General features: G+C 64.4%; 12 protein-coding genes and 2 pseudogenes. 9 read left to right on the top strand and 5 right to left on the bottom strand.

Annotated elements, in window-relative coordinates:
- The first annotated feature begins 152 nt into the window (after positions 1–152).
- Genes BN871_RS24715 through BN871_RS24725 form a run of 3 tightly spaced genes read left to right on the top strand, consistent with a single transcriptional unit; the run spans position 153 to position 6,387 of the window.
- Complete coding sequence (locus BN871_RS24715; protein ID WP_269745456.1) at positions 153–1,910, top strand: amino acid adenylation domain-containing protein; 1,758 nt, start codon at positions 153–155, stop codon at positions 1,908–1,910.
- Between the two features lie 9 nt (positions 1,911–1,919).
- A complete protein-coding gene (locus tag BN871_RS24720) occupies positions 1,920–3,182 on the top strand; it encodes an acetyl-CoA carboxylase biotin carboxylase subunit family protein (protein ID WP_021881304.1) in 1,263 nt (420 codons plus the stop codon).
- Positions 3,172–6,387, top strand: coding sequence for a non-ribosomal peptide synthetase (locus BN871_RS24725; protein WP_048749678.1), 3,216 nt, complete (start codon positions 3,172–3,174; stop codon positions 6,385–6,387). Before BN871_RS24720 ends, BN871_RS24725 begins: the two co-directional genes overlap by 11 nt.
- Positions 6,388–6,995: 608 nt before the next feature.
- Here BN871_RS24725 and BN871_RS29480 read toward each other — a convergent pair.
- Positions 6,996–7,220, bottom strand: coding sequence for a hypothetical protein (locus BN871_RS29480; RefSeq protein ID WP_232313325.1), 225 nt, complete (start codon positions 7,218–7,220; stop codon positions 6,996–6,998).
- Here BN871_RS29480 and BN871_RS30380 point away from each other — a divergent pair.
- The 6 genes and pseudogenes from BN871_RS30380 to BN871_RS24755 all read left to right on the top strand — a co-directional run.
- Positions 7,129–8,607, top strand: a pseudogene (locus BN871_RS30380) (amino acid adenylation domain-containing protein); the annotation flags it as partial. The gene BN871_RS29480 and the pseudogene BN871_RS30380 sit on opposite strands and share 92 nt — an antisense overlap.
- Before the next feature lie 103 nt (positions 8,608–8,710).
- Positions 8,711–9,370: a phosphopantetheine-binding protein gene (locus BN871_RS24735; protein ID WP_048749681.1), complete on the top strand. Its 660-nt coding sequence runs from the start codon at positions 8,711–8,713 to the stop codon at positions 9,368–9,370.
- Positions 9,371–9,556: 186 nt separating this feature from the next.
- Entirely contained in the window at positions 9,557–11,461 is a 1,905-nt protein-coding gene (locus BN871_RS24740) for an alpha/beta fold hydrolase (RefSeq protein ID WP_269745457.1), read from the top strand.
- 88 nt (positions 11,462–11,549) lie between these two features.
- Positions 11,550–12,413: a carbon-nitrogen hydrolase family protein gene (locus BN871_RS24745; protein ID WP_048749685.1), complete on the top strand. Its 864-nt coding sequence runs from the start codon at positions 11,550–11,552 to the stop codon at positions 12,411–12,413.
- The gene (locus BN871_RS24750) at positions 12,400–13,215 is read left to right on the top strand and encodes a thioesterase II family protein (protein WP_048749687.1); all 816 of its coding nucleotides are present in this window, start codon (positions 12,400–12,402) and stop codon (positions 13,213–13,215) included. Before BN871_RS24745 ends, BN871_RS24750 begins: the two co-directional genes overlap by 14 nt.
- Positions 13,212–14,477, top strand: coding sequence for an MFS transporter (locus BN871_RS24755; RefSeq protein ID WP_048749688.1), 1,266 nt, complete (start codon positions 13,212–13,214; stop codon positions 14,475–14,477). The genes BN871_RS24750 and BN871_RS24755 overlap by 4 nt, the downstream gene beginning before the upstream one ends.
- Before the next feature lie 204 nt (positions 14,478–14,681).
- Here the strand turns inward: BN871_RS24755 and BN871_RS24760 are convergent, their stop codons facing one another.
- The 4 genes and pseudogenes from BN871_RS24760 to BN871_RS24775 all read right to left on the bottom strand — a co-directional run bounded on the left by BN871_RS24760 (position 14,682) and on the right by BN871_RS24775 (position 20,107).
- Positions 14,682–15,974 (bottom strand): dicarboxylate/amino acid:cation symporter, encoded by a 1,293-nt coding sequence (locus BN871_RS24760; protein WP_048749690.1) that lies wholly within the window; start codon positions 15,972–15,974, stop codon positions 14,682–14,684.
- Positions 15,975–16,030: 56 nt separating this feature from the next.
- Positions 16,031–17,477 (bottom strand): annotated as a pseudogene (locus tag BN871_RS24765) (NAD-dependent malic enzyme).
- A gap of 310 nt (positions 17,478–17,787) precedes the next feature.
- The gene (locus tag BN871_RS24770) at positions 17,788–18,492 is read right to left on the bottom strand and encodes a response regulator (protein ID WP_048749694.1); all 705 of its coding nucleotides are present in this window, start codon (positions 18,490–18,492) and stop codon (positions 17,788–17,790) included.
- On the bottom strand, positions 18,485–20,107 hold the full coding sequence (locus BN871_RS24775) for a sensor histidine kinase (RefSeq protein WP_048749692.1): 1,623 nt from the start codon (positions 20,105–20,107) through the stop codon (positions 18,485–18,487). The genes BN871_RS24770 and BN871_RS24775 overlap by 8 nt, the downstream gene beginning before the upstream one ends.
- Between the last annotated feature and the right edge of the window lie 289 nt (positions 20,108–20,396).

Here is a 20,396-nt window from a genome sequence, read left to right on the forward strand (position 1 = left end):
CATTGCCGCAAAGAGCGGCAAAATCAAAAAATATTTTACATGATAAAGATTATTTTGCAGGAAGGCTTGCTTCGATTGTGTTATAATGACAGAKSYYYGKTTCCCGGCCCTGCGGGGGACGCCGGGGGCAGCCGGGAGAGCTGCTGGCCCGAATCCGTTCCGTCGCTAACGCCTGGCCGGACCGTCCGGCCGTATCCGACCAGGAAGGAGGAATCACGTACACCGATCTGGATCGCCGAAGCGATCTCATGGCCCGAAAGCTCATCTCATACGGAGTAAAGGAGGGAACTAAAGTCATCGTATCGCTCGACCAGACGGCAGAGCTGGTCGTCATCCTCGTCGCGGTCGTCAAGGCGGGCGGGACCTATATTCCGGTTGACCCCGGCTATCCGGCGGAGCGGATCCGTTTTGTCATCGAGGATTCAGGGGCAGGCTTCATCGTCACGCGCTCGGAGGAGACTCATTCGGAGCGGCCTGTCCGGCGGCTGTCTCCGCAGGAGCTGGCTTCACCCGCAGGCGCGGAGGCGCTGGAGGGCGCCGCCTTGCCCGCCGAGGCGCCGAAGGAGGCTTACGTCATCTACACGTCCGGGACTTCCGGCCAGCCCAAAGGGGTGCTCGTGCCATCGGCGAACATCGTCTCGCTGATCGAGGCCACCGAAGGCGAGTTCAAGCTGAGCGAAAAGGATGTCTGGACGATGTTCCATTCCGCCTCCTTCGATTTCTCGGTCTGGGAAATGTGGGGATGCCTGCTCACCGGAGGCCATCTCGTCGTCGTGCCGCGGCCGCTCGCGAAGTCTCCGTACGAATTCTGCGACCTGCTGGCGGCCAAGGGCGTCACCGTGCTGAACCAGACGCCGTCGGCCTTTTATGCGCTGGTCCAGGCGGACGGCGAGCAGAAGCAGGCGAGGCTGGCTTCCGTCCGGCTCGTCGTGTTCGGCGGCGAGGCGCTGGATGCCCGCAAGCTGTCGGCTTGGCAAGAGCGCTATCCGGCCGGCCGCTGCCGGCTGGTGAACATGTACGGCATCACCGAAACGACCGTCCATGTCACGTGGCGGACGGTTCTCCAGAAGGATCCCGGCAGCCTGTCCAAGTCGGTCGGAGTGCCGCTGCAGGGATGGGAGATATCCATCCGGGAGCCGGACGGCTTGCCTTGCCGGTACGGAATGGAAGGCGAAATCTGGGTCGGAGGCGCCGGCGTCTCCAGCGGCTACCTGAACCGGGAAGAGCTGACGCGGCAGCGGTTCGTCACGGACGAAAGCGGCCGGCGCTGGTACCGCAGCGGCGATCTCGGCCGGATGAGGCCGGACGGCAGCGTCGACTACCTGGGCCGAATGGACAGCCAGGTCAAGATCCGGGGCTTCCGGATCGAGCTGGACGAGATCCGCGCCGTCATCGAGAAGCTGCCGCAGGTCCGCAACGCGGCTGTGCTGGTGCATGACGGGGAAGGCGGCGAGGCTTCCCACAAGCAGATTCTGGCTTTCTTCGAGGCGTCCGAGCAGGTCCAGGCCGATCGGATCCGCGCGGAGCTCAAGTCCAGGCTGCCGGAGTATATGCTGCCGGCCCGGCTGATCCGGGTGAACGGCATTCCGCTCACCATCAATGGCAAGGCGGATCACAAAGCGCTGCTGGCGGGACTTCGCCAGCCGGACGAGCAGGAAGCTTCGCCGGCAGCGGCCGAGGCGGCCGGGCACGGCGGCGATGCCTATCTCTCCATCTGGAGCCGCGTGCTCGGGCATGCCGTCGGTCCCGACGACCTTTTCTTCGAATCCGGAGGCAATTCGCTGCTGGCGGTCGAGCTGCTGTCCGCGCTCAAGAAGGATATCGACTCCACGCTGACTTTGCGGGACTTATATATTCATTCCTCGCCGCGCGCCTTGCAAGAATTCATGTCCAAAAAAATACTCGTCTAGGGGGCTGCCATGACATCGAATCTGCCGCTTGTAGCGGTGCTGCACGGGGAAGGCTCGGCCTCCCCCCTGACGATAAAAGCGGCATCCATCGGAATCTGCCGGCTTCTATTCCTGCATGAGGACTGCAGCGGAAAAGAAAGGGCGCAGCTCAACCTGCTCTCCGGCCACGCGGCCGCCGCGGACCGGTCGAGGCTCTCCGATGGAGAGGTGATCGCCCTGCTGCGCCGGGAAGGGGCGGCAGGCCTCGTCACGTTCAGCGAGCTGCAGCTGCCGGCCGCGACCCGTTTCGGAGAGGCTCTGGGACTGATCGTCCACTCCGCGGCCACGCTCTCCGCGCTGACGGACAAGCACCGGCAGCGGACGCTGATGTTCCGGGCCGGCGTCCAGTCGGTCCGCCATGCCGCCGTCGATCGCCGGAATGCGGAGGCGGCTGCCGGGCAGGTCGGTTTTCCCGCCGTGCTCAAGCCGAGGACGGGAGCCGGCAGCAAATGGACCGGGAAGGTAACCTCCCTGAAAGAGCTGCAGGAGGCGCTGGAGGCCGGCCCTTCAGGCTGTGAATATGTGCTGGAGGAATACTTGGCGGGCGACCCGGCCTTCCAGGGACGGTTCTACGGGGATTATGTCTCCGTAGAATCTCTTCATCGCGGCGGAGAGTCGCGTCAGGTATGCGTGACGGCCAAGCTGCCGCTGACCGAGCATTTCGCCGAGACGGGCATGTTCGTTCCGCATCCCTTTTCCCGGGAGCTGGAGCGGCGGATTCTCGATCTCGAAGCCGAGGCGATCCGGGCGCTTGGGGTCGCCGACGGCGTTACCCATACGGAAATCAAGCTGACGGCGGAAGGGCCCAAAATCATCGAGGTCAACGGGCGCCTGGGCGGTTATGTGCCTGAAATCGTCAAGCGGGCGATGGGCGCCGACCTCGTCCGTGCGGCTCTGCAGCTGTCGCTCGGGCAGCCTGCCGAATTGGAGCCCGAGGCGCCGGAGGAGATCGTCTACCAGCTGTTTCTGGCGGCGCCGGCGGGGGAGAGCTTCCTCTTCGGCGGCATGGCCGGAATCGAGGAGGCCGAGAATATGGACGGCGTCCTGCATCTGGAGATTACGAAGGAGACGGGGCAGACGATCGACTACCGGCTCGGCACTCAAAGCAATATGGGCATCGTGTACGGAGCCGCTCTGGACTACGAGTCGTTTTCGAGCGATATCCGCGCTCTGAAGTCCAAGCTGGCGCCGAAAGCGATCGCAACGGGAGGACGGACAACCGATGCAGGATAAAGGTGTCGCAACGACGCTGGGACGGCGCTTCGATGAAATGGCCGAGGCCTATCCCCGGCATACGGCGGTCGAGGAGGACGGAGGCGCCTTCATGACCTACTGCGAGCTGCAGGCCGAAGCCGGCAAGCTGGCCTCTGAGCTGGCCGGGCGGGGCCTGTCGGCCGGCAGCCGGGTAGGACTGCTGCTCGGCAAAAGCATCGACATGGCGCTCGCCATGCTCGCGGCCGTCAAGCTGGGCGCCTGTTATGTTCCGCTGTCCGAGGACGATCCGGAGCCGCATCTCGAGCGGCTGGCGGCGGACGCCGGGGCGGAGCTGGTCATCGCCCGGCGGGACGTATCCTTGGGCGGGCTTCCGGTCCTTGCCATCGGACAGCTTCGGGAACAGGCATCCGCGACGGTATTTTCAGGAACGGAATCATCAGGCGAGGAACCATCAGGAGCGGAACTGCCAGGAGCGGAAACATCCGGGGGAGCCTCGCCGGACAGCCTGGCCTACATCCTGTTCACTTCCGGCACGACCGGCATGCCCAAGGGCGTCGGGGTCACGCATGACAATATCTTGAACCTCGTCCTGGAAGGAGGCTTCGTGGAGCTTGGCGCCGATACGCGCATCCTGCAGACCGGAGCGCCGACGTTCGACGCCTCCACCTTCGAGATCTGGGGCGCCCTGCTGAACGGGGGAACGCTGATCGTTCCGGCCCGGCAAGGGCTGACGGACTTCGATTATCTGGAGCGGGCGGTCCGGAAGCACGGCATTACGACGATGTGGCTGACTTCTCCGCTCTTTTCGATCGCCGCCGAGCAGAAGCCGGAGCTGTTCCGGGGCATCCGCGACCTGATCGTGGGCGGAGACGTCGTGCATCCCGCCTCCGTGCGCAAGGTCCAGGAGGCCTGCCCGGAGCTCCAGGTGCTTAACGGCTACGGGCCGACGGAATGCACGACGTTCTCGGCGGTCTACCCCATCGGGAGAGGGCTCGCAGAGGACCCGATTCCGCTGGGAAGGCCGATCGGCAACGTCGATTTCTACATCCTGGACGAGAACGGGCAGCCGGTGCCGCCCGGAGAGATCGGGGAGCTGCATATCGGCGGACGCGGAGTGGCGGCGGGTTATGTGAACCGTCCGGAGGCGACCGCCGAGGCTTTTCTGGCCAACCCATTCGGAGCCGGCAGAATCTACCGGTCCGGCGACCGGGCGAGCCGGGATGCCGAGGGGCTGTACCATTATTGGGGGCGCAAGGACCGGCAGGTGAAAATACGAGGCTACCGCATCGAGCTGGCGGCGGTGGAGTCCATTCTCCGCTCGGTCGGCATCGTGGAATCCGCCGTCGCCGGCGTGATCGAGAACGGAGCCGGACTCAAGGAGCTATGCTGCTGCGCGACTCTCCGCCGCGGGGTTTCCGCCGGCCGGGAGGAGCTTCGCCGCCTGTTCGGCGAGCTTGCGCCGTCCCATCTCGTTCTGTCGAGAATCGTCCTTGTGGACGAGCTGCCGCTCAACAAAAACGGCAAAACGGATTCCAAGGCGATCGCGGAGCTGTTCGCCGCAGAGCGCGCCCAGCCGGCGGAGGACGGCTCCGCCGTCGCCGAGCCTGCTTCGGACCACAGCGCCTACGATACGCTGGCGGCAATCATCCGCAAGCGGACGGGCTTCCGGCTGAGCGGCCCGGATGTCTCCTTCTTCGAGCTGGGCATCGACTCCCTGACGGCGGTATATCTGGCGCGGGATATCCATGCCAAGCTGGGGACGAAGCTGAGCGCGGCCGACATTCTCGCTCACCCGACCCTTGGCGCTCTGATGGGTCTAGTGGATGGGGGCAAACCCGCCGTGCCGTCAGCGGAGCCGTTTGTCGGGACGCCCGCCGTGCCGTCAGCGGAGCTGTCTGCCGGGCCGTCGCCGGAGCTGTCCCTCGCGGAAGGTGCGCGCGAAGAAAGGCGGCTGCCTTTGCTGAACGAGCAGAAGCCGCTGTTCATCGATTTCCAGCTCCATCCGGGCTCCGTCCGGTACAACGTGCCCCTGCTTCTCGAGCTGGACTCCGGCATCCCGCTCCCCCGCTTGGAGGAGGCGCTGCATCAGGCCGTTCTGCGCCATGATGCGCTGAGAACGCGGTACTCCATGTCCGGAGGGAACATGCTCCAGAGAGTTCAAGTGCGGGAGGAGTTCCGCATCCAACGGCTCCAGGGCAAGCCCGATCTCGGCAAGCTGATCCGTCCCTTCGATCTGGCCGCCGAGCCGCCGTTCCGGTTCGCCTTCCTGGAGGAGGGCGGACGGGCCTGGCTGTTCATGGATTTCCATCACATCGCCGTGGACGGGCACTCGCTGGGCATCATTGTCCGCGACGTGGACCGGCTCTATTCCGGACAGCCGCTGGAGGACGTCCGGGGGCAATTCGCCTCCGCCGTTCTCGCCTCCGAGGCCGCCTGCGAGTCCGGCCGCGCCGCCTCGCTGGCGTTCTGGAGGGAGGAGCTTGCCTCGTTCCGGGGCATGCCGGAGCTTCCGATCGACCGGATGGACGCCGCCGGCCATTCCATGGCCAGCCGCATGCACCGATTCCGGATCGGCGAGGAACGCACGGCGGCCTTGAGGGCATGGGCGCAGAGCGGAAGAACGACGGTGTTCGAGAGTCTGCTCACGGTGTACGCGGCCACGCTGCATGCCGTCACCTCCGGCCAGGATGTCGTCTTTGCGACTCCGGTCCGCGACTACGCCATTCCGGAGGGAGAGAAGGTCGCGGCGATGCTGACCCAAACGCTGTGGGTCCGCTCCAAATTGACGGCGGGACAATCGGTGGACGCTTACAGGGAGGGATTTATCGCCCGGCTGCGCCGCTCGCGGCCGCTTGGAAACGTCCCGATCGACGAAATCCGCGGACTGCTCCAGCCTGGAGGCGCCGGCGGAGCGGTGACCGAGACTTTGATCGCTTACCACAACGCGGCGGACATGCAGGCGGAATGGCTCGGCCGACAGGCAAGCCTCCGGCCCGCAGCCCCGCCGGAAGGAATGTTTCCCTTGAATTTGCAAATCTACGACGGAGCGGAGCAGATGGAGGCGGAGTGGGAGTACATGTCGGATCTGTTCGAGCCGGCCACGATGTCCAGCCTGAGCGGCTTGTTCGCCTTCATGCTGGATCTGCTGACGCATCCGTACGCTTTCGGCACGGAGAGCATGCCCGATCTGGTCGCGGCCTGCCTTCAGAAGCAAATGGCTTGAAGATCAAACGGGAATGGGGCTCTGATGATGAAAACGAAACGAACGATCGGCCAGAAAAAAATGCTGGCGGCCGCCATGCCTCGCTCGACGGAGTTTTGGACCCGGGAGCTGGCCGAGGCCATCCCGAGCGTCTATCCGGCTGACTTCCACGGCTCGGCACAGCCGTCCGGGGAGCGCTGCAGCGCTTCGGCCGTCCTGCCGTCGGAGCTGCTGGCCAAAGCCGCCGAAGCATGCGGCGCGTCCGGCGGCGAGCGCGGCGAAATGCTGGCTTCCGCCGTCATCGCTCTAGTGTATTCGGCCTATAACGGCGTGGCCGAGGACCTCCTGCTGCATTATTCGCCGGATGGGGAGCGTCCAAGCCTGCCGCTGCGGGTGAGGGCCTCGGAGGGAATGACGTTCCGAGAATTGTTCCGGCTGGTGCGGGAGGCCGGAGAGAGGATGGAGGAGCATGCGGACTATCCCGTCGACCTGCTGATGCCGGCCGCTTCCATCGAGGTATTCGCCGGCGGAGAGGGGCTTTCCGAGCCGGCTGCTCCTCTGGCCGTCACATACGCATCCGGGGAAGGGGAAGCGGATGGCCTGCTGACGGTCTCGGCCGATGCTTCCCGCTACATGGAGGACACGGTCCGCAGCCTGCCGGGCCGGCTGATTCTGCTGCTGGAAGGAGCTGCGCGCACCCCGGAGCAGAGCCTGCTGCGGCTGGAGCTGTCCACCTCTTGGGACCGCTCCGTCAGCGACTGCATGAATGCCACGGCGCAGCCGTATTCGGATGACGCCGCGCTGACGGATCTGTTCCGGCTGTCCTTCGAGGCGCGGGGAAATCGTCCCGCCATCCTCGGCCCGGACGGAGCGCTGACCTATGCGGAGGCGGAGCGCCTCTCGGAGCAAGCAGCCGCCCTCGTCCTCGAAGCGGCGGACGGCTCCGATGAGATTGTCGCGATCCTGGCCGACCGGTCGCCGGAGTTCCTCGTCGGCGTTCTGGGCATTCTGCGGGCCGGACGCGCCTATCTTCCGCTGGACCCGAGGGCTCCGGAGGAAAGGAATGCCCGCATCCTGAGCCAGAGCGGAGCCCGGCTCGTGCTCAGCTCCGCGAAGTACGCCGGCCTCGTTCCGGAAGGTATGAGCGTCCTTCCGCTGGATTCCCTGCCGGCTTCCGGCGCGGCGGTTTCCGGCGGGCCGGCGGCGTCTCCCCGGTCGCTGGCCTACGTCATTTTCACCTCCGGCTCGACCGGCATGCCCAAGGGCGTCAGCGTGAGCCACGGCAGCGCCGTCAACCGCATCGAATGGATGCAGAAAGCGTATCCGCTCGGCCCGGACGACGTCATTCTCCACAAGACGCCCGCGACCTTCGACGTCTCGGTGTGGGAGCTGTTCTGGTGGCTGATCGCCGGCTGCTCGGTGGCGCTCCTGCCCCCGAACGAGGAGGCCAATCCCGAGGCGATCCTGGAGGCGATCGAGCGCAGCTCGGCGACGACCCTGCACTTCGTTCCCTCCATGCTGAACGCGTTCCTGGATTACGCCGGCAGCACGGGAAGCCTGCCGAGGCTGAGGTCGCTGCGCCGCGTCTTCTGCAGCGGAGAGGCGCTCAGTCCTCACCATGTGGGCAAGTTCCACGAGCTGCTGGGAGGACAGGCGGAGCTGATCAATCTGTACGGGCCGACGGAGGCTACGGTCGACGTCAGCTACCATCTCACGCAGCCGGGAGACCATCCGGTGCCGATCGGCCGGCCGATCGACAACCTCCGGCTGTACGTCGTGGACGAGCTGGGGCGGCAGCGGCCCGTTGGCATGGTGGGCGAGCTGTGCATCGCCGGCGTCGGCGTAGCGGAGGGCTACATCCGCGACCCCGAGCGGACGGCGGAGAGGTTCGTGGCGATGCCGCGGCTCGGCGAGGAGCGCGTCTACATGACGGGCGACCTCGCCCGGCTGAGGGCGGACGGCTCCATCGACTATCTGGGCCGCAACGATCGGCAGGTCAAGGTGCGGGGCTTCCGCATCGAGCTGGGAGAGATCGAGGCGGCTATGACGAGCCTGCCCGGGGTGAGCGATGCTCTTGTCCTCGGACATGTCGAGGGGGACGGCCAGCTGCATCTGTACGGATTCGTCCTGCCGTCCGGTCCGCCGGTCGAGGCGCGGGAGCTGAACGAGGGCCTCGCCGCCCTCTTGCCCAAATACATGATTCCGGAAGAAATCGTCGTCGTGGACGCCATCCCGCTCACGCCCAACGGCAAAGCCGACCGGGCCGCGCTGCTCGYCCTGCGCGGCCGCGCAGGACGAGCCGAGCCTTGGCCGCATTCCCCCGACAACCGAGGAAGAGCTTCGGATGGCGGGCATCTGGGAGAGCGTGCTGGGCGTTCAAGGCATCGGCGTGACGGACAACTTCTTCGCCCTTGGCGGCAACTCCATCAACTTCGTCACCGTGCTGGCGCTGGCCAACGAGCGGGGGCGGAAGATCACGTTCCAGCAGCTGTTCAAAAACCCGACGATCCGCGGGCTGCTGGAAAGCGCAGACGAAGGGGGAGACGGCGAGGAGCTGGAGCAGGAGGTCGGTCCATTCGGCCTTGTGTCGGCGGAGGACCGCAGCCGCATGCCGGCAGGCATCGAGGACGCTTATCCGATGTCGATGCTGCAGGCGGGACTCGTGTACCAGAGCATCGTCATGCAGGGGGACAACAACTACCACGACATCGTCTCGTACCTGATTTCCGGAAAGATCGACGTTCCGGTGTTCCGCGAGGCGGTCCGCCGCCTTGTGGCGGAACAGCCCATTTTCCGGACCAGCTACAATCTGCGGGACTTCTCCCGCTATATGCAGCTCGTCCACGAGAGCCCGGACCGCCTGCCGCTGAACGTCTACGACCTGAGCGGCTCCGCACCCGGGAGGAGCAGGAGCGCTGGTACGAGGACTGGTTCTGGAAGGAGCAGCACCGCTCGTTCCAGTGGGAGTCTCCGGGACTCGTCCAGCTTCATATCCACATCCTGAGCGACGATTTGTACCGCTACAGCATCAGCCAGCACAATTCCGCCCTGGACGGCTGGAGCATGAACAAGGTCCACGCCTACCTGTTCCAGACTTACTTCGACCTGAAAAACGGCGCAAGCAGGCGCAGCGTCCGGATCAGCGGCAACGACCACAACCGCTACTTCATCTACCTGGAGCAGCGGGGCGATCCAGTCCGAGGCTCACCGCAAGTTCTGGCGGGAGCAGCTGGACGGGGCTCCGAGCGGTCTCATTCCGCGGGCGAGGCCGTCCCGGCCCGGCCGCGGCAACGAGGTCGTCTTCCACGACGTGAAGCTGCCCGAGGGGCTGTCCGGCAAGCTTGTGCGGCTGGCCGCGGAGCTCATGGTGCCGGTCAAGGACATTCTGCTGGCCTCCCATATCAAGTTCCAGTCCTTGCTGACGCGGACCAACGACGTGTTCACGGGCTACGAGATCGGCGGCCGTCCCGAGCGGCTGGGAGCGGAGGACGCGCTGGGCGTGTTCCTGAACACGATGCCGTTCCGGGTCGTGCTGGACGAGGGCGGCAGCTGGCGCGAGCTCATCCGCTCCGTGTACGACGCGGAGGCCGCCGCGCTCCCTTACCGGCGCTATCCGATGGCCCAGGTGAAGCAGGATCAAGGAAACCGCAGCATCCTGTTCGAGACGGTGTTCAATTTCACCCATTTCTATTCCCTGAAGGACATCCGCGATCTGCCGGGCTTCGATCTTATCGACGTGCGCGCGGCCGCCATCACGGAATTTCCGCTGCGCATCGAATATTCTCGCCATTTCTACACCGACGAAGTGGAGCTCAGCCTGCATTACCACACCGCGGAATACGACGCGGAAGACATGGCCGCGTTCGGAGAGGTGTTCATCGACATCCTCCAAAGCATGGTCGACCGCACGGAGGAGGCCCATGCCGAGCCTTCAGCCGGCCTTCGGCTCGCCCGTTTCGACAGGCTGCCGGGCGGACATGCCGAGGTGAGCGGCCTCGCCCAGGACGGGCCGGCCGAGGCCGCATCCCGGACGGACGAGTCCGGACAGGATGCGGGCAAGCCGGACTATCTGGCGGCTGCCGGCAGAATCAAGGAGATCTGGTCCGCCGTCCTTGGCTGTCCGCAGGAGGAGCTGGATATGGACGACGACTTCTTCCTGATCGGGGGCAGCTCCCTGTCCGCGATGAAGGTTTCCCTCCTGCTGGACAAGCAGGTGCCGCTCAAAACGATCATGCAGAAGTCGATCCTGCGCGAGCTGGCGCTCGAGATCATGGTCGCGGGCGGCGCGGAGGAGGCGTCGGCGCAGCTGCTGCAATGCCTCACCCGATCGTCCGAGGCGGCAAGGAGCGTCGTCTTCTTCCCGTACGCGGGCGGCAACGCGCTGAACTTCCTGCCCGCCGCCAAGGCGATCGAAGCCATGGACGCGGACATCGCCGTTTATGCCCTGGAGCTGCCCGGACACGATCCGCACTCCGGCAGCGGCTCGCTGACGGACTTCCATACGCTCGCCCGCAAGGCTGCGGACGAAATCGGATCGAGGCTCGGCCGCACGGAGCTGATTCTCTGGGGACATTGCGTCGGCACGGCGCTCGCTCTGGAGGTCGCCCGGCTGCTGGAGGAGCGCTCGCTGCCTCCGCAAAAGCTGGTGCTGGCGGCAAAGACAATCGGCCGGCCCCATGACATTCTGGAGACGATCGGCAATGCCGAGCGGCTGGAATTCGCCGATATCGCCGGCCTTCATGCGGAGTGGAGCGGGACGGACGAGCTGTCTACTCTCGGCGAGGATTACGAGCGCCATCTGGTCCGTTCGTTCGCCCATGATTCCATCGAGTCCAACCGCTATCTGCTGTCCCTCTGGGACAGGGAAGGCGAGGTTTCTCTCCGCACGCCGGCCGTCGCCGTATTCGCCCAGGACGATCCCGCCACGGCGGACTTCGAGGGAAGCTGGAGCCGCTGGAGCCGCTGGGTGCCCGGCCTCGAGCTGAAGGTCTTCGGAGCAGGCGGCCACTATTTCTGCCGGACCTTGCCGTCCGACGTCGCTGCGTTCATCCGGGAGGAGGCCGACAGGCTTTCCCGTCCGCTGGCTCCCCGCTGAAGCCGGCAGCCGGACTCTCTCCGCCTGTCGGCTCAGCCGGGAGCGGAGAAGTCCATTTCACCTATCTGACCGAGGAGGACATGACATCATGAAGAGTATTGAGGATTATCCGCAGCAATCGCTTCGCATAGCCGTCGCCCAAGCCGCGTCGGTATCGGGAGACATCCCGGAGAACGTCCGGCGGGCGGCAGCCATGATCGAAGAGGCGGCCCGCGGAGACGCGCGGCTGGTCGTCTTTCCGGAAAAATACCTGACCGGCTACGTTCCGGAAATCATCGCCGCCGACCCCGAGCGGTACGCCCTCGCCCGAGGCGACGAGCGGCTCGAGCCTATCCGGCAAGCCTGCCGGGAGCACGGCATTGCGGCCATCGTCGGAGCGCCGACCCGGGAAGGCGGCGATCTGTACATTTCTTCCATCGTAATCGATCCATCCGGAGCCGATCTCCATGTTTCCCATAAGGCCCATCTGTTCCACAGCGAGAAAGAGGTCTTCAAGAGCGACGACAAGCGGACCCTTCTGAAGATCGGAGACTGGACCATCGGCCTTGGCATCTGCTACGACGCCGGGTTCCCGGAGCATTCCCGCCTCCTGGCGCAGGCGGGCTGCCACGTCTATCTGGTCAGCTCGCTGTTCAGCAAGGGCATGGGCTATCAGGAGTCGCGGGTCTGGTTCCCGGCCAGGGCGCTGGACAACACCGTCTACGCGGTCATGGCGAACCACGCCGGAAAGACCGGCGTCTGGGACGCCTGCGGAGGAAGCGCCGTCTGGGATCCGTACGGGCGCCTCATTGTCGAAGCGTCGGAATCGGAGCCCGAGGTGATCTTTGCGGAGCTGGAGCCCGGTCTTCTGCGGGAAGCCCGGGCGTCGGAGCAGATGCTCGCCGATTCGGCCGGCCTGCCGCAGCCGGAGGCTATCGTCGCGGTACTGGCGGGCGGGAATGAACGGCCCTGAACGGCGCCGCTGGCTCCGCCGGTTCGACGAGCCGGAGCACGCCCGGAGCCGCGTCATCGTGCTGCCTCATGCCGGCGGCTCCGCCAGCTATTACCGGGAGCTGAGCCGGGCGCTGCGCGGAGCGGGCGTGGAATGCCTCGCCGTCCAATATCCGGGCCGGCAGGACCGCTTCGGGGAAGAGATGGCCTCGACCATCGAAGCCTACGGGGATCGGATCGCCGAAGCTCTCTCCGGATGGGACGACAAGCCGGCGCTGCTGCTGGGCCACAGCATGGGGGCGCTGATCGCCTACGACATGCTGCAGAGACACGGCTCCGGGCTCGGCTTCATCGACGGCTTCGTCGCCTCGGCGCATCCTCCGCCCCGCTCCGGCTCCTCGCATGAATCCATGAGCGAAGAGCGGGTGCGGGACTATCTCCGGCGGCTTGGAGGCTTGGATGAAAAGCTGCTCGACGATCCGGCCGTCATGGAGATCGTCCTGCCCGCCATGAAGAACGATCTCGAGGCCGTGCTGGCATATCGCCGGACCGCTCCGGCCAAGCTTGACATGCCGATCACGGCCGTCGTCGGCATGCAGGATCCCCATGTCCAGGCCGAGGCCGCTGCGGGCTGGGAGGGCTGGACCCGGGATTCCTTCGAGCTGGTGTCGCTGCCGGGAGGCCATTTCTATTTTGCCGACGCTCCCGAGGAGCTGTGCGGCGTGCTGCTTCGGGCGGCGAGGCGCAGGAAGCCGGCCGCAGCCGCCGGACAGCCGCGGGGAACTGTGCGGGAGTATTCAACGCGAAGGGAATTGGAGCTATGAACGAAGTATCCGCCGCAGGGCGCTGGGAGATTTTCCGGTTCCGGCCGTACCTGCTCTATTTCATCGGACATACGATCTCCATGCTGGGAACCGGCATGCAGTTCATTGCGACCAGCTGGCTCGCCATGCAGCTGACCGGCAATCCGGCCTCGGTGGCGTACGTCCTTATATTCACCTCGTTGCCGGGCGTCGTCCTGTCCCCTCTGATCGGGGTGTTCGTCGACCGCTTCGACCGCAAATGGATCGCCGTTCTGATGGATGTCTTCCGGGCAGCCGCCTTGCTTGCCATCCCGCTGCTGTGGTGGCAGGGCATGCTGGAGCCGTGGCATCTGTATCTGGTCACGTTCCTCGTCGCGCTGGGGGATGAGATCTACACTCCGGCCGCCATGTCATTGATCCGGGAAGTCATTCCGCCGCAAAAGCTGCTGTACGCCAACTCCACCAACGCCATCGCCATGCAGTCGGGCGTGCTTCTCGGAGCGGGCGTCGGCGGGCTTCTCGTCGGCCTGTCGTCGGCCGTGTCCGTCATGGGCATCAATGCGGCGAGCTTCCTCGTATCGGCGGTCTGCATCCTGCTCATCCGCAAGGGGGTCGTCCGTCCGACGAGAGCCGAACAGGCCTCCAGCGGCGGCTTCAGGAGCTATTGGGAAGACATGAAGGAGGGCTGGACCCATATCCGCGGGCGCCATACAATCCTGATTTTCTACGCCATGATCTTTTTCATCCGCATGTCGCTGTACACGATCAACGTCCTTCTCGGTCCCTTCGCCAAGGATACGCTGATGGTGGGGGCGGCCGGGTTCGGCTACATCGACGCGAGCTTCGCCCTCGGAGCGGTTACGGGCAACCTGCTCCTGCCTCCGATTGCCCGGGCGCTGGGCAACCGGCTGGTCATGACCGGAGGCATGGCCGGCATCGCGCTGGCGATTTTCCTGTTCGGCTTCAGCGGCGGCCTTGGCATCGCGATGCTTCTTTATTTCCTGATCGGGGCCTTCTTCCAGGTCGGCATCCTCTTCATCACCCGGGCGCAGGAGGAGACCGAGCTGGCCTATCAGGGGCGGGTTCATTCCACCTTCAATACGGTTTTCTCCATTCTCTCGCTGGGCATCTATCTGATCATGGCCCAGCTGATGAACGAGCTTTCCCTCCGTTACCTGTTCGCCATCCAGGGCTTGATCGTGGCCGTGGCCGCCTTCATCGCCTTCTATGCGCTTTATGCGCGGCCCAGGTCCAAGCCGGCTGTGCAGAATCTGTCCAATTGACCTTCCTTTTCAAAGAGAAACAAGCCGATCCCATGAAGCGTTCGCCGATCCGCCCGTAAAATTCGCCGGCATCCTAGAATAGAGGATGAACAGAAGCGCGCAGTCTGGCGAATGGTTTGAAGTGCGCGGAAGCTTGCAAAAAAGCCGCAGCCCCTCGGGGCTGCGGCTTTTGGCATGCGATGATGATTCGGTCCAGCCAAGCGGTCAAGCTTCGGCAGCGGCCGTGCGACTGGAGGCAGGGCCGCCGTCCAGGCTCGGCTCCGTCAAAGGCTGGAACTGGTTTTCGCTCTTGGCGATGACGACGGTAGCGACGGAGTTGCCGATCAGGTTCGTGATGGCGCGCGCCTCCGACATGAAGCGGTCGACGCCGATCAGCAGCGCGATGCCTTCAAGCGGAATCGGCGTGCCGGGCAGGGCGGCCAGGGTCGCTGCAAGCGTAATGAAGCCGGAGCCGGTCACGCCGGCCGCTCCCTTGGAGGTGAGCATGAGCACGCCGAGGAAGGTCACGATCTGGAGCAGAGTCAGCTCGATGCCGTAAGCCTGCGCGATGAAGAGCGCCGCCATCGAGAGGTAGATGCTGGTGCCGTCCAGATTGAAGGAATAACCGGTCGGGACGACGAGGCCGACGACGGGCTTGGAGCAGCCGTACGATTCCATCTTGTTCATGAGGCGAGGCAGGGCGGACTCCGAGGAGGAGGTGCCGAGCACGAGCAGAATCTCGTCCTTGATGTGGCGGATCAGGCCGAAGATGCTGAACTTGTAGTAGCGGGCGATCAGCCCGAGCACAACGACGATGAACAGGAACATCGTAATATACGTCGCGAGCATCATTTTGCCCAGCGAGAGGAGGGAGCCGAGACCGAACTTGCCGATCGTATAGGCCATCGCTCCACCTGCTGCGTACGGGGAGAACTTCATGATGATGCCGACGATCTTGAAGAAGATTTCGTTCAGTTTCTCAAAAAAGTCCGTAACCGGACGGCCCTTGTCGCCGAGCATGGACAGCGCGAGGCCGAACAGGACGGAGAAGAAGAGCACCGGCAGCATCTGGCCGCTCGCCATCGCGGCGATCGCGTTGTCGGGAATGATGCCGAGCAGGAAGTCCTTGAAGCCATGCGAGGTTTCGGACGCCTGCTGCGCATAGCCGGCGACCGCGTCGGCCTTGCTGCCGACGCCGGAGGTGTCGATGCCGTCGCCGGGACGGACCAGGTAGGCGATGGCGATGCCGATCGCCATGGCGAAGGTGGTCACGAGCTCGAAGTAGAGCAGGGCTTTGCCGCCGATGCGGCCGATCTTTTTCATGCTGCCCATGCCCGCGAAGCCGATGACGATCGTGAAGAACACAATTGGCGTGATGACCATCTTGATCAGCTTGATGAAGATGTCGGCAAGCACCTTGAGCGAAGCGCCGAAGCTCGGGAAGAAATACCCGATGGCGATGCCGATCACGATGGCGGTCAGCACCTGGACGGTCAGGTTTCTGAAGTTGATTTTCATCGGAATCCCTCTTTCTTGTCGGGTCGGTTGTCAGGCTTGGAGTCAGACTGTTTCCCTCAACCGGGCGTTGGAGCCGAAGCTTTCGGCTTGGAGGGGGTCTCCTTGCGGGCGACGCCGGAGGCGTATGCGGCTTCGATGACCGCCTCGCGCACCTTCTCCACGACCTGATGGTTGAATACGCTCGGAATGATATACTGCTCGTTCAGCTCCTCGTCCGTCACGACAGAAGCGATCGCCTTGGCGGCGGCCAGCTTCATCTCCTCCGTCACGCGGGAGGCGCGGCAGTCGAGGATGCCGCGGAAGATGCCCGGGAAGCAGAGCACGTTGTTGATCTGGTTCGGGTAGTCGGAGCGGCCTGTCGCCATGACGCGGACATAAGGCTCGGCCTCCTCCGGCAGAATTTCCGGGGTCGGGTTCGCCATGGCGAAGACGATCGGGTCGGCGGCCATTTTCTTCAGGTCGTCCGTCTTCAGCACGCCGGGTCCGGAGACGCCGATGAAGATGTCCGCGCCTTCAATGACGTCGGAGAGGCTGCCCTCAAGCCGGTAAGGGTTCGTATGGTCGGCATACCATTGCCAGTATTCGTTGGCGTAGCTCTTGCCGGGGACAAGGGCGCCTTCGCGGTCCACGCCGACGATGTTGGCGACGCCGGCGGCCATCAGCATTTTGGAGCAGGCGGTGCCTGCAGCGCCGATGCCGCAAACGACGACTTTGCAGGACGGCAGCGTCTTGCCGATGAGCTTGACGGCGTTCAGCAAGCCGGCCAGCAGCACGACGGCCGTGCCGTGCTGGTCGTCGTGGAAGACGGGGATATCGAGCTCCTCGGCCAGCCGCCGCTCGATCTCGAAGCAGCGGGGAGCGGAGATGTCCTCCAGATTGATGCCGCCGAAGGTCGGGGAGAGCGCCTTGACGATCGCGATGATCTCCTCGGTATCCCGTGGTTTTCAGGCAGATCGGGAACGCATCCACCCCGGCGAACTGCTTGAACAGGACGGCTTTGCCTTCCATGACCGGCATCGCCGCTTCCGGCCCGATGTTGCCGAGGCCGAGCACGGCGGAGCCGTCGGAGACGACCGCGATCGTATTGCGCTTGATCGTCAGCGTATGGGCGCGGGACGGCTTCTCGTGGATGGCCATGCATACTCTCGCGACTCCGGGCGTGTAGACGCGGGACAGGTCGTCGCGGTTTTTGATCGGCGTCTTCGGCGTCGTCTCGATCTTGCCTCCGATATGGAGCAGGAACGTCTGGTCGGACACCTGGAGCACGCGGACGCCGGGAAGCTGGCCGACGGCGGAAGCGATCCGGTCGGCATGGCTCTGGTCGTACACGTTGACAGTCAGGTCGCGCACGGTGGACGCGGAATCCGACCGCGTGACGTCGATCGCGACGATATCGCCTCCGGTATCCCCGATGACCGTGGCGATCTGGGCGAACGAAGCGGTAGCCCGGCTGAGCTCCAGCCGGAGAATGATAGGCGTGGAAGCGCCTGCAGGTATGGACATGGGACTGCACATCCTTTGCATCTGAAGGTTCGGTTCATAGGTTCTTTCTGTGACAGGGATACATAGGGCTGAAGGCGGACGAAGGGGAATCTGCTTCATGATCGCCGCTTCTGTTCTTCATGATATCGCTTTCATTTGAAAGCGCTAGCATACGGTCATAATGGTTGTTTTGGTCTTTATGGTCATGAAGGGTATGGAGCCTGGAGGAGGAGAAGAGAGAAGGCGGCGGGAGAGACTTTGCCGCTGTGCCGCCTGGCATAAAGACCAAAAACCCGCAGCCAGGGCTGGCTGCGGGGAGCATGACGATTGTTCAGCGAGTTTTGTTCAGCGAATAAAGGTTGACCGGCCTGCCGAGGCCGTATTGAAGCTGGAGGGTGACCTGGCCGCTCTTGGCCAGATGCTCCAAGTACCGTCTGGCGGTGACACGGGCAATGCCGACGTTTTCGGCGACGCTCTCGGCCGATACGGCTTCCGGCTGCAGCCCGAGATAACGGATAATCTGCGCCAGCGTCGCCGCCTGGAGTCCCTTGGGAAGGCTGTCTCCGCTTTTGGAAAGAGGGGATGAAGGAGCAAGGCCCGACGAGCCTGAGCCGTGCAGAAGCCGGTCGAGCTCGCCCTGATCCAGCGCTCCGCCGGAGCCAAGCTCCTCGCGGCGCTGGAGCCAGCGCAGGAGAGCTTCACGCACGCGCTCCGCCTTGAACGGCTTCATGATGTAGTCGTCCGCGCCGCCCTGCACCATGGAGCGGATCGTGTCCCGGTCGTTGGCGGCGCTGATGACGATGACCCCGGCCGCATGGCCTTCGCTGCGCAGCTGGCGAAGCGTCTGAACGCCGTCCAGTCCGGGCATGTATATGTCGAGGATGACCATGTCGGGATTCATTCTTCGGATCAGCTCCATGCCTTCCAGTCCGCCCGAAGCGGTGCCGACGACACGGAAGCCTTCCACCGATTCGACGAACTGCCGGTTGACCTCGCGGACCATGGGATCGTCTTCGATCAGGATGACGTCAACCATTTTCATTTTCGCTCCTTCCTGTTTCCGGCTGCCTCTTCTCCGCCATGGGGAAGAACAGCGTCATGGATGTGCCTTCATCGGGCGCGGATTCGACCTGGATCGTTCCGCCGCCCTTCTTCGCGATGCCCGCGATCAGATGCATGCCGATGCCCCGGCCGTCTCCGGGCTTGGTGCTGAAGCCGCGCTCGAACATGCGGCGGCGGACATGCTCGTCCATGCCGCAGCCGTTGTCCTCGACGAGCAGAGACAGCTGCTCGTCGTCCTGCTCCAGGCTGACGAGCACGCGTCTGGGCTCGGGAGCCTCCGCCAGCGAATCGAAGGCGTTCTCGATCAGATTGCCGAGCAGGACGACGAAATCATGGTGGTCGAGATGCTCCGGGAAACGCTGCAGCCGGCTGTGGGGATCGATCTGCACATCGATGCCGAGCTCCCGGCCGCGGCTGATCTTGCCGAGCAGCAGCCCGGTCAGGCTGTCATGGAAAAATCGGGTGCCGAGAAACCGGTTCAGCTCCTCGCGCTCGCCCGACATGCGGAACAGATAGTCGAGCGCCTGCTCGCCCTGCCCGAGCTGGATCAGCCCCCCGATCGTATGCAGCCGGTTCATGTACTCGTGGTTCTGGACCCGGACCGTGTCTACGAACGCCTTGACCCCGGTCAGCTCCTCCGCCATCCGGGCGACCTCGGTCCGGTCCTGGAAGATGGCTACGGCGCCGACGGTATGCCCCTGCACGCGGATCGGCACGCGGTTGCTGACAATATGCTGGCCGCCGATGAAGATTTCCTGCTGATAGACCGGAGCGTCCAGCTCCAGAATCTCCGGCAGCCGGGTATCCGGGAGAACCTCGCGGATAGGCCGTCCGACCACTTCGCCGCCGATATGAAAGATCTGGCGTGCCCGCTCGTTGAAGACGGCGATCCGCTCGTCGTTGTGGATGGCGATGACGCCCTCGTGCATCGCATGAAAGGTCGCGTCCCGCTCCACCAGCAGCCGGGCGATCTCCAGCGGCTCCATATTGAACATATCCTTCTTGATCTGCCTTGCCAGCGCCCAGGAGCCGGCGAGGCCGACCAGCAGCGACAGCAGCAGGATGGCGGAGATCTGCCCGGCGAAGGGCAGAATAACCTCTCCGGGAGAGGGGAGGACGCGGCCGACGAGCACGGTGCCGATCTGCATGTGCGAGCTGTCCATGACCGGGACAAAGGCGCGCAGCGCGGTTCCGAGCTCGCCCTTCGCCTTGGAGACATAGCTGTGCTCGGCGAAGGCCGGCCCTTCGTCGGTACCCCGGGAATAAGTGCCGACACGGTCCGGCACCGGATGGGACAGCCGCTTATGCTGCATGTCCATGACCACCACATACGTGGCGTCATGGATGATGCCGATCCGCTCGGCGGCCTCCCGCAGCTGGGGCTGCCGGGCCTCTTCCTCCAGCCCGGCGGCGATCTCGGGAAGGCGGGCCGCCGTCCTTGCGGTGACGAGCAGCCGCCTGCCGAGCTCCTCCTCCTGCAGATGGAGGATGCTTCCGACCGCCACGCCGCCGCCGGCTATGAGCGCGAACAGCACGATGCCGAAGGAGAGCAGGGCGATTTTCCAGTTGATTTTGAGCGGCTTGAGCATGGTCGGACCTGCCTCCTTGCGGGATGGAATAGGGTCAACATGCCCTTTTCCCATCATCATACACCAGTGCATGAGGCCTGCAAACCTGCGGAAATCTCGGGGGCGGGCTTCTCCAACAGCCGCCGGGTAGGATAAGATGAGGTTCATAGAGACGGGGATGAGGGCTGAGGACAAGGCCGAGATGAGGAGGGAGGCGCGGAGGAATGAGCAGAAGGAGGTTCAGGCTGTGGGGCGGCGGTCTTCTGCTGGCTGCTGCTGCCGTGCTGTCCATGTTCTGGCTTGGACGGGT

The sequence above is a fragment of the Paenibacillus sp. P22 genome, assembly GCF_000469945.2.
Lineage (GTDB): Bacteria > Bacillota > Bacilli > Paenibacillales > Paenibacillaceae > Paenibacillus_O > Paenibacillus_O humicus.